General features: G+C 70.1%; 7 protein-coding genes. 6 read left to right on the top strand and 1 reads right to left on the bottom strand.

Translation table 11 applies throughout. The annotated features are described in order from the left end of the window. Positions 1-77: 77 nt before the first annotated feature. The 4 genes from ACFVH5_RS41790 (at position 78) to ACFVH5_RS41775 (ending at position 6,386) form a co-directional block, all read left to right on the top strand. The gene (locus ACFVH5_RS41790; protein WP_385838914.1) at positions 78-1,463 is read left to right on the top strand and encodes a class II fumarate hydratase; all 1,386 of its coding nucleotides are present in this window, start codon (positions 78-80) and stop codon (positions 1,461-1,463) included. A gap of 72 nt (positions 1,464-1,535) precedes the next feature. Next, positions 1,536-2,228, top strand: coding sequence for a DUF402 domain-containing protein (locus tag ACFVH5_RS41785; protein WP_385838912.1), 693 nt, complete (start codon positions 1,536-1,538; stop codon positions 2,226-2,228). A 372-nt stretch (positions 2,229-2,600) separates the two neighbouring features. After that, positions 2,601-4,742, top strand: coding sequence for a SpoIIE family protein phosphatase (locus tag ACFVH5_RS41780; protein ID WP_384812291.1), 2,142 nt, complete (start codon positions 2,601-2,603; stop codon positions 4,740-4,742). Between the two features lie 180 nt (positions 4,743-4,922). Then, positions 4,923-6,386, top strand: coding sequence for a catalase (locus ACFVH5_RS41775; RefSeq protein WP_385838911.1), 1,464 nt, complete (start codon positions 4,923-4,925; stop codon positions 6,384-6,386). A 224-nt stretch (positions 6,387-6,610) separates the two neighbouring features. Here the strand turns inward: ACFVH5_RS41775 and ACFVH5_RS41770 are convergent, their stop codons facing one another. Next, a complete protein-coding gene (locus tag ACFVH5_RS41770) occupies positions 6,611-8,902 on the bottom strand; it encodes a transglycosylase domain-containing protein (protein WP_385838910.1) in 2,292 nt (763 codons plus the stop codon). Positions 8,903-9,179: 277 nt separating this feature from the next. On the opposite strand from ACFVH5_RS41770, the gene ACFVH5_RS41765 reads away from it, so the two are divergent. Next, a complete protein-coding gene (locus ACFVH5_RS41765; protein ID WP_385838909.1) occupies positions 9,180-10,175 on the top strand; it encodes an SPFH domain-containing protein in 996 nt (331 codons plus the stop codon). Continuing rightward, entirely contained in the window at positions 10,172-10,441 is a 270-nt protein-coding gene (locus ACFVH5_RS41760) for a hypothetical protein (RefSeq protein WP_385838908.1), read from the top strand. The genes ACFVH5_RS41765 and ACFVH5_RS41760 overlap by 4 nt, the downstream gene beginning before the upstream one ends. The last annotated feature ends 49 nt before the right edge of the window (positions 10,442-10,490 follow it).

Here is a 10,490-nt window from a genome sequence, read left to right as displayed (position 1 = left end):
GAGGACCGGGGGTTGGGGGGCCGGCCCCCGAGTCAGTGACGGGAATGGGCAGGGGCGGCGGGGGCGATATACCTGCTATGACCGACTACCGCATCGAACACGACTCCATGGGCGAGGTCCGCGTCCCCGCGGACGCGAAGTGGCGGGCCCAGACCCAGCGCGCCGTCGAGAACTTCCCCATCTCCGGGCAGCGTCTGGAGCGCGCCCACATCGAGGCACTGGCCAGGATCAAGGCGGCGGCGGCCAAGGTGAACGCGGGCCTCGGGGTGCTGGACAAGGACGTCGCGGAGGCCATCCAGGAGGCGGCGGCCGAGGTCGCGGACGGGAAGTGGGACGCGGAGTTCCCCGTGGACGTCTTCCAGACGGGGTCGGGGACCTCGTCCAACATGAACACCAACGAGGTCCTCGCCACGCTGGCGACGGAACGGCTCGGCAGGGACGTACACCCGAACGACCACGTGAACGCCTCGCAGTCCAGCAACGACGTCTTCCCGTCGTCCCTCCACATCGCCGCGACCGCCGCCGTCACCCGTGATCTCGTCCCGGCGCTCGACCATCTCGCCGCCGCGCTGTCCAGGAAGTCCGAGGAGTTCGCCGATGTGGTGAAGTCCGGCCGGACCCATCTGATGGACGCCACGCCGGTGACGCTGGGCCAGGAGTTCGGCGGGTACGCGGCCCAGGTGCGGTACGGGATCGAGCGGCTGGAGGCCTCCCTGCCGCGGCTCGCCGAGCTGCCGCTCGGGGGAACGGCCGTCGGGACCGGGATCAACACGCCGCCCGGGTTCTCCGGCGCGGTGATCGCCGAGGTCGCGCGCACCACCGGGCTGCCGCTGACCGAGGCGCGCGACCACTTCGAGGCGCAGGGCGCGCGGGACGGGATCGTCGAGACCAGCGGGCAGCTGCGGACCATCGCCGTGGGGCTCACGAAGATCGCGAACGATCTGCGGTGGATGGCCTCCGGACCGCGTACGGGGCTCGCGGAGATCAATCTGCCCGATCTGCAGCCGGGTTCCTCGATCATGCCCGGCAAGGTGAATCCGGTGATTCCCGAGGCCGTGCTGATGGTGGCCGCGCAGGTGGTCGGGAACGACGCCACGATCGGTGTCGCCGGAGCCTCCGGCAACTTCGAGCTGAACGTCATGCTGCCGGTCATCGCGAAGAACGTCCTTGAGTCCGTGCGGCTGCTCGCCAACGTCTCCCGGCTGCTCGCCGACCGGACCGTGGACGGCATCACGGCCAACCGCGAGCGGGCCCGCGAGTACGCCGAGTCGTCGCCGTCGGTGGTGACCCCGCTGAACAAGTACATCGGGTACGAGGAGGCCGCCAAGGTCGCCAAGAAGGCGCTGGCCGAGCGGAGGACCATCCGCGAGGTCGTCCTGGAATCGGGGTACGTGGAGCGCGGCGACCTCACCCGGGAGCAACTGGACGAGGCCCTGGATGTCCTGCGGATGACAAGGCCGTAACGTCGTCCGGCGAGCAGGCGAACCATGGCGCTTACCGCAGCGTCGTATGCCCTGGGCACCTAATATCTGTTCATGGCAGAGGGTGGAGCGGTGACACACGTGGAAGCGGGCGGTTCGGCGGCGTACTGGAACCCCGGGAGTCAGATCCTGTGGCGGTACCGGGAGAACGCCGGCGATCACGTCCACATCGCGCGTCCCGTGACCGTCGTGCGGGACGACGGCGACCTGCTCGCCGTGTGGCTGGCCCCGGGGACGGAGTGCGTGAAGCCCGTCCTCACGGACGGCACGTCCGTGCACGCGGAGCCGCTGGAGTCCCGCTACACCAAGCCGCGGACCGTGCAGCGCGACCGCTGGTTCGGCACGGGCGTACTGAAGCTGGCGCGGCCCGGCGAACCCTGGTCGGTGTGGCTGTTCTGGGAGCCTGGCTGGCAGTTCAAGAACTGGTACGTCAACCTGGAGGAACCGCTGGCCAGATGGGCCGGCGGCGTCGACTCCGAGGACCACTTCCTGGACATCTCGGTACATCCGGACCGGACTTGGGGCTGGCGCGACGAGGACGAGTTCGCGCAGGCCCAGCGGGACGGCCTGATGGACGAACGGCTGGCCGCGCGCGTGAGCGAGGCCGGACGTGCCGCGGTGGAGGTGATCCGCCGCTGGGGTCCGCCGTTCTCGGACGGCTGGCAGCACTGGCGCCCCGATCCCGCCTGGTCCGTACCGTCCCTGCCCGACGACTGGGATCGCACACCGGCGCACGTGTCCACATGAGACCCTTGATACGCCCCCGTGGTAGAACCGTAGGATCGTCCTCCGCAACGCGAACGAACAGTCAGGGTCGGTGCGCGACACCGTCGTTGAGGAGTGATGGTCGGGCGGCGGGCGGGTGCGCCACGGCAACTCCCGCACAAAGCGCTGGGCTTGACCGAACGTCACCGAGGGGCGGCAGGACGTGAGCGTGGGGTACGAGGGTCACAGCGGTACGGCCCGGCGCCGGCGAATCAGACCGTTCCCGCCGGTGTCCGAAGGTCATTCTTCTGAGAGGCTGTCTGATCACGCGGGGATTCCGTTCCTGGGGCACGCATTCCGGGTATCGGGCTCTCTGCGGGACGAACTGCACGCACGGCGCGCAGCACCGGACGGATGGATTCGACACGCGTGACGGAGCACCCCACCTCCCATGAGCGCCGACAGCCAAGCGCTGCCAGGCCGACGGCCCCCGCGGACCCTCGCGGGGCGCTTCTGCGCACCCCGGAGCCGCCCGCACAGGGCTCACCCGGTTTACCGGCGCAGGGACGGCCTGACGACACCCCCGACACCCCGGGGGCCGTCGGCATGCCCGTTCCCGACGGCCAGGGCCCGATCGGCACACCCGTGACCGCGGACGCACAGTCCGCCGCCACGGGCGCGCCCGCCGGTTCCGGGCCCGAGCACTCCCAGCCGTCGGCCACCGAACCGGCCGGCGAACCCGATCCGCACCGGCCGCGGCCCGAGTCCCTGGGCGGCGGGTCCGGCACGGAGGCCGCCGTCCACCTGGGCGGCAAGGACCGGCGTACGGGACAGAGCCCGGCGCCCGGCGCGCCCATGCCCATGCGCCGGGACGGCGACCGGCTGCGCTTCGTGGGCGCCGCCACCCGGCGGATCGCCCGCGGCATCGACCTCGACGAGATCGTGATGGGCCTGTGCCGGGCCACCGTGCCGACCTTCTCGGACGCGATCCTCGTCTATCTGCGCGATCCGCTGCCGGTGGGCGACGAGCGGCCCACCGGGCCCGTCGTGCTGCGGCTGCGGCGCACGGACCGGATCCCCGAGGACCGGGACACCGAGGGCTTCCTGCTGCCCGCGCTGCAGCCCGAGCCGGACCTGGGCATCACCGCCGAGCTGTGCACCGTACGGCCCGGTGGCGCCCTGAACGAGGTGCTGCGCGGGGTACGGCCCGTCTTCGCGGACGCGCCCGCCGCACGGGCCGCGCTGCCCGAGCTGATCGGCGACGACCTGAGCGTGCCCGGCGGCCAGCGCGCGATCCTCGCGCCGCTGCGCGGCCGGCGGCGCGTGATCGGGGCCGCGCTGTTCCTGCGCCGCCCCGACCGGCCCGCCTTCGAGACCGACGACCTGCTGGTCGCGGCGCAGCTCGCCACGCACAGCGCGCTCGGCATCGACAAGGCGGTGCTGTACGGGCGCGAGGCGTACATCGCGGACGAACTGCAGCGCACGATGCTGCCCGAGACCCTGCCCCGGCCGACCGGTGTGCGGCTGGCGTCCCGGTATCTGCCGGCCGCCGAGACCGCGCGGGTGGGCGGCGACTGGTACGACGCGATCCCGCTGCCCGGCAGCCGGGTCGCCCTCGTCGTGGGTGACGTCATGGGCCACTCCATGACCTCCGCGGCGATCATGGGCCAGCTGCGCACGACCGCGCAGACCCTCGCCGGGCTCGACCTGCCGCCGCAGGAGGTCCTGCACCACCTGGACGAGCAGGCGCAGCGCCTGGGCACCGACCGCATGGCGACCTGCCTGTACGCGGTGTACGACCCGGTCGCGCACCGCATCACCATCGCCAACGCGGGCCATCCCCCGCCCGTACTGCTGCATCTGGGCGGGCGCGCCGAGGTACTGCGCGTACCGCCGGGTGCTCCCATCGGCGTAGGGGGCGTGGACTTCGAGGCGGTCGAGCTGGACGCGCCCGCGGGCGCCACACTGCTGCTGTACACCGACGGGCTCGTGGAGTCGCGGCTGCGTGACGTGTGGACCGGGATAGAGCAGCTGCGCGAGCGGATCGCCGCCACCGCCCAGCTGACCGGACCGGACCATCCGCCGCCCCTGGAAGCCCTGTGCGACGAGGTGCTCGACATGCTCGGCCCGGGTGACCGGGACGACGACATCGCGCTGCTCGCCGCCCGCTTCGACGGGATCGCGCCGAGCGATGTCGCGCTGTGGCACCTCGACCCCGAGGACGCGGCGCCCGGCCGGGCCCGCCGGCTGGCCCGCAAGGCGCTGTCCCGCTGGGACCTGGAGGAGCTCACGGACTCCGTGGAGCTGCTCGTCAGCGAGGTCGTCACCAACGCCGTGCGGTACGCGTCACGGCCCGTCACGCTGCGGCTGCTGCGTACCGACGTGCTGCGCTGCGAGGTCGGCGACGACGTCCCGCAGCTGCCCCGGCTGCGGCAGGCGCGCGCCACGGACGAGGGCGGACGCGGTCTCTACCTGGTGAACAAGCTGGCCAGGCGGTGGGGTGCGACCCGGCTCAGTGCGGGAAAGGTCGTCTGGTTCGAGTTGAACCACAGCTGAGGGGTACCCAGGCTGCACTCACCCCGGCAGTGACCCGGCGACCCCGAAAGCGAGCCCGAAAGCGAGCCGGAACACCACCGGAATTGGACCCCGTCCAAATGTTGCCGACATCCCGTCGGCGGAGTTGACTGCTGGGTGAGCGAAGCGATCAATCGACTCTTCTCGAACGGGAGGACGCTCGTGACGCAGGCACCCGACCAGGCTCCGTACACCACGAACAACGTCGGGATTCCGGTGGAGAGCGACGAACACTCGCTCACCGTCGGACCCGACGGCCCGATCCTGCTCCAGGACCATTACCTCATCGAGAAGATGGCCCAGTTCAACCGGGAGCGGGTACCGGAGCGGGTGGTGCACGCCAAGGGCAGTGGCGCGTACGGCTTCTTCGAAGTCACCAACGACGTCAGCCAGTTCACCCGGGCCGACCTCTTCCAGCCCGGGAAGCGCACGGACATGCTGGCGCGCTTCTCCACCGTCGCGGGTGAGCAGGGCTCCCCCGACACCTGGCGCGACCCGCGCGGTTTCGCGCTGAAGTTCTACACCGAGCACGGCAACTACGACATGGTCGGCAACAACACGCCGGTCTTCTTCGTCCGTGACACGATCAAGTTCCAGGACTTCATCCGCTCGCAGAAGCGCCATCCGGCGACCGGGCTGCGCAGCAACGACATGCAGTGGGACTTCTGGACGCTGTCGCCCGAGTCCGCGCACCAGGTGACGTGGCTGATGGGCGACCGGGGCATCCCGAGGACGTACCGCCACATGAACGGCTACTCGTCCCACACCTACATGTGGATCAACGGCGGCGGTGAGCGGTTCTGGGTGAAGTACCACTTCAAGACCGATCAGGGCATCGAGTTCCTCCCCCAGGCCGAGGCCGACGAGCTGGCCGGTTCGGACGCGGACAAGCACCGCCGCGACCTGTACGAGTCGATCGAGGCCGGGAACGCGCCGAGCTGGACCCTCAAGGTCCAGGTCATGCCGTTCGAGGACGCGGCGGACTACCGCTTCAACCCCTTCGATCTGACGAAGGTGTGGCCGCACAGCGACTACCCGCTGATCGACGTCGGCCGGATGGTCCTCGACAAGAACCCCGAGGACTACTTCGTCCACATCGAGCAGGCCGCCTTCGAGCCGTCCAATCTGGTGCCGGGCATCGGGCCCTCGCCGGACAAGATGCTGCTCGGCCGGCTCTTCTCGTACCCGGACACCCACCGGTACCGGATCGGGCCGAACTACGCGCAGCTGCCGCCCAACCGGCCGCACTCGGCGGTGAACTCGTACGCCAAGGACGGGCCTATGCGGTACGTGCCGTCCGGTGCGGCGCGGCCGTACGCGCCCAACTCGTACGGCGGGCCCGCGGCCGACTTCGAGCGGTTCGGCGAGCCGGCGAGCTGGCAGACCGCGGGTGAGCTGGTGCGCGAGGCGACGAAACGGCATCGCGAGGACGACGATTTCGGGCAGGCCGGGACGATGGTCCGGCAGGTGCTCGATGATGCTCAGCGTGAGCGGCTCGTGGCGAACGTCAGCGGGCATCTGTTGGCCGATGTTTCACCGCCTGTGCTGGAGCGGGCGTTCCAGTATTGGCGCAACGTCGACAAGTCGCTCGGCGACCGGATCGCCCAGGCGGTCAGGGGGGCGTGAACGCCGGTGGGAAGCTGCGGGTCCGTCGTGGCCAGCCGCGCAGTTCCCCGCGCCCCTGGAGGGGCCTGGGCGCCGCTGAGAAGTGCGGGTCCGTCGTGGCTGAGCGCGCAGTTCCTCGCGCCCCTGAAGGCGAAAGACTGCGCCGTTCCCCGCGCCCCTGATGGGGCGCAGCCCCTCATGGGGGCGCGGGGAACTGCGCGGCCGGCCCCCACCGGGGCCGCAGGTCAGTCGTTTGATTGGGGGTCGTCGGGGTCCGGGGGGAGTTCTATGCCGCCCGGGGACGACGGGGCGCTCGTCGTCGGGGTGGGGTCCTCCTCCGTGGGGGTTTCCTCGGGGGAGGACTCCGGCGGCGAGGTGCTCGTCGGCGGTTTCGTCGTCGGGTCCTCGGTGGAGGGCTCCACGGACGGGGCCGTCGTCGAGGGCGTGACCGTCGGCGTAAGGGTCGGCTTGACGGCCGCGCCCTGCTTCGTGTCCAGGTCGAACTTGGTCACGTCACCCATCGCGTCGAAGGTGTACGCCGCCCAGATCTGCGCGGGATAGCCACCGCCGTTGACGCGGCCCTTGCCCGGCAGGAGGCCGGTGGCCCCCTGCATCGTCACCTGCGCGTGGGACTTCGCGTCCTCGCCGAACATCCCGACCGAGGTGACCAGGTCCGGCGTGTAACCGGTGAACCAGGCCGACCTGTTGAAGTCGGACGTACCCGTCTTGCCCGCGACCTGCTGCCCGCCCCGGGACGGGTTGTCGCGCACGGACGTCCGGGCCGTACCGTCGTCGACCACACCCGTGAGCACCGAGGTGACGGTGTCGGCGGCCTCGCGGCTGACGACCTGATCGCCGATCGGGTCGGGGAACTTGACCGCGCGGTCCTTGTGCTCGACCTTCTTGACGACGGCCGGGGTGACCTTCTTGCCGTGGTTGTCGAGGGTCGCGTAGACCCCGGCCATCTCCAGCGGGCTCGCGCCCATCGTGCCGAGGGTCTGGGCGGGCACCGACTTGACGCCCTCGACGTCCATGCCCAGCTCGCCCGCGGTCTTCATGACCTGGTCCATGCCGACGTCCACGCCCATCTGCGCGAAGACGGAGTTGATGGACTTGTTCATCGCGGTCTGGACGTCGACGTCGCCGTAGTCGACGTCGTCCTCGTTCGGCGGGGAGAAGCCGACCTTCGTACCGTCGTCGAGGACGGGACGCTTGCTGGTGCCGTCGTAGATCGTGTTCGCCGCGATCGGGTCGTCGTCCTGGGTCGTGGCGTCCTTGTCGACGGCCGCGGCCAGGATGACCGGCTTGAAGGTGGAGGCGGGCTGGTAGTCGCGGCGCGTGGCGTTGTTCGTGAAGTGCTTCACGTAGTCCACGCCGCCGTACATCGCCAGGACCCGGCCCGTCTTCGGGTCGACGGAGGCGGCGCCGGCCTGGATGTCGGCGTCGACGTCCCGCTTCTTCCCGTCCAGCTTGCTGGTGAGCCTGGCCTTGACGGCCTTCTCCAGCTGGGCCTGCTTCTTCTTGTCGATGTTCAGCGTGATGGTCCAGCCGCCCGCCTTGACCATCGTCGCGGCCTCGTCCATGTCGGAGGCCGTGCCCTCCTCGACGAGCTGCTTCTCCAGCGTCGAGTTGGCGGCCTCCACCAGGTAGCCCGCCTGGCCCTCCAGGCCGGGTGCGCCCTTGGGGTCCTTCGGCACGGGGAACGTCATGGCGTCGCGCTTGGCGGAGTCCAGCCAGCCCTCCTCGACCATGTTGTCGAGGACGTAGTTCCAGCGGTTCTTGACGAGCTTCTTGCTGGTGTCGCTCGCCACCGCCCAGTCGTACTGGCTCGGGGCCTGGAGCAGGGCGGCGAGATACGCGCTCTGGGCGACGCTGAGCCTGTCCGCGTCGACCTGGTAGTAGGCCTGCGCGGCGGCCTGGATGCCCCAGGCGTTGCGGCCGTAGTAGCTGGTGTTGATGTACCCCGCGAGGATGTCGTCCTTGGACTGCTGGCGGTCCACCTTCAGCGAGATGACCAGTTCCTTCAGCTTGCGCGTGACGGTCTGGTCCTGTGTGAGGTAGTAGTTCTTGACGTACTGCTGGGTGATCGTCGAACCACCCTGCTTGCCCTTGCCGGACAGGGTGTTCAGCAGACCGCGGGCGGTGCCCCTCAGGTCGACGCCGGAGTCCTTGTAGAAGGACTTGTTCTCGGCGGCGACGAAGGTCATCCGGACGCCCTTGGAGACCTGGTCCAGGTCGACCAGCTCGCGGTTGACCTCACCGTCGCGGGCGAGCGTGTCGCCGTTGGCGTACTTGTAGATGTTGCTCTGCTGCACCGCCGCCGCGTTCCCCTTGGGGACGTCGATCATCAGATAGAGCCCGACGAAGGCGGCCATGCCGAGCAGGCAGAGACCGAAGAACGTGCCGAGGATCTTCTTCCAGGTGAAGAGCCGGCGTATACCGCTCTTGCCGGTCTTGCCCTCCGCCTTGGACGAGCGTTTCGGCGCGCCGCGGTGTCCACCGCGCTGCCGCGCTCGTCTCTCATCCGCTCGTCCCATGGATACGTCCGCTCCGCTTCCGTCTCTCGTGTCTCACAGGTTCATCGCTCAGGTCAGCTCAGCAAACTAACACCGCAGCTGAGGACAAACGCCTGCCGATCCGGCCTTTTACGGACGTGAGAATCAGCACCCACCCCTATGGAACCGACGATTCACGGGAGTGGAAGGTTGCTGTGACGGGTAAAGTGATATCACTTAGATAGGCTTGGATGGATCGAGCCGAGCGTCCGCACACGGGACGACGACGCCGAAAGCACCACGAAACGGGGGAACACCCATGTCCACACACGACTCTCCGGACACAGGCTCAGGGACAGGAACAGGGGCAGGACCGGGCGCGGGAACGGGAACGGGGGCAGACATCGCCGACGTACCCGCGATGCCCGCCCCGCGCGTACGGGAGGTCTCCGCGCACAGCATCGGCGGCGGGCTCGCGCTGCTGCTCGGGCTCCTCGGACTGCTGCTGGGCGCCGCTCTGGTGGTCTCCGCCACCGCCGTGGACGCCACCGGCGGCAAGGCCGTGCTCATCGTGGCCGGCATCCTGATCGGCCTCGCGGCCTTCATCGCCATGTGCGGTCTGAACATGGTGGCGCCCGGCGAGGCCCGCGTCGTCCAGCTCTTCGGTCGCTACCGCGGCACGATCCGCGAGGACGGGCTGCGCTGGGTGAACCCGCTCACGTCCCGCACGAAGATCTCGACGCGGGTACGCAATCACGAGACGGCCGTCCTCAAGGTCAACGACGCCTACGGCAACCCGATCGAACTCGCCGCCGTCGTGGTGTGGCGCGTCGAGGACACCGCGCAGGCGAGCTTCGAGGTGGACGACTTCCTGGAGTTCGTCTCCACGCAGACCGAGGCGGCCGTGCGGCACATCGCCATCGAGTACCCGTACGACGCCCACGACGAGGAGGGCCTGTCCCTGCGGGGCAACGCGGAGGAGATCACCGAGAAGCTCGCGGTCGAGCTGCGGGCGCGGGTGGACGCGGCGGGCGTGCAGATCATCGAGTCCCGCTTCACGCATCTCGCGTACGCGCCCGAGATCGCCTCGGCGATGCTCCAGCGGCAGCAGGCGGGGGCGGTCGTCGCCGCGCGGCGCCAGATCGTGGACGGGGCGGTCGGCATGGTGGAGGCCGCGCTCGCGCGGATCTCCGAGCGGGACATCGTGGAGCTGGACTCCGAGCGGAAGGCGGCGATGGTGTCCAATCTGATGGTGGTGCTGTGCGGGGACCGGGCGCCGCAGCCCGTCCTGAACACGGGGTCCCTCTACCAGTGAGCCCGTCTCCGGAGAGTGCCCCTCCGACTCCCCCCGATCCGCCCCGGCGACGGCCGCCGCAGCAGCGCAAGCAGGTGCTGCTGCGGCTGGATCCGCTGGTGTACGAGGCGTTGGCGCGGTGGGCCGGGGACGAGCTGCGCTCGGCCAACGCGCAGATCGAGTTCCTGTTGCGGCGGGCACTGGGCGAGGCGGGCCGCCTCCCCGGCGGCACGGGCCCCCTCCCCCGCCGAGGCCGCCCTCCCCTCTCCGAGGAGGGCGAGGAGTAGGCGGGTCCGTTGTCGGGTGCGGGCCCGGTGGGGGTTGCTCGCGCAGTTC

It is taken from the genome of Streptomyces sp. NPDC127119 (assembly GCF_042677425.1).
Lineage (GTDB): Bacteria > Actinomycetota > Actinomycetes > Streptomycetales > Streptomycetaceae > Streptomyces.
The sequence above is the reverse complement of the archived record's forward strand: the minus strand, read 5'-3'. Positions and strand labels throughout refer to the sequence as shown.

What these genes read in the sequence shown, in the direction of transcription:
- ACFVH5_RS41790 (WP_385838914.1), top strand. Translation starts at nt 78, where the DNA reads ATGACCGACTACCGCATCGAACACGACTCCATGGGCGAGGTCCGCGTC.
- ACFVH5_RS41785 (WP_385838912.1), top strand. Translation starts at nt 1,536, where the DNA reads ATGGCAGAGGGTGGAGCGGTGACACACGTGGAAGCGGGCGGTTCGGCG.
- ACFVH5_RS41770 (WP_385838910.1), bottom strand. Translation starts at nt 8,902, where the DNA reads ATGGGACGAGCGGATGAGAGACGAGCGCGGCAGCGCGGTGGACACCGC.
- ACFVH5_RS41780 (WP_384812291.1), top strand. Translation starts at nt 2,601, where the DNA reads ATGGATTCGACACGCGTGACGGAGCACCCCACCTCCCATGAGCGCCGA.
- ACFVH5_RS41765 (WP_385838909.1), top strand. Translation starts at nt 9,180, where the DNA reads ATGTCCACACACGACTCTCCGGACACAGGCTCAGGGACAGGAACAGGG.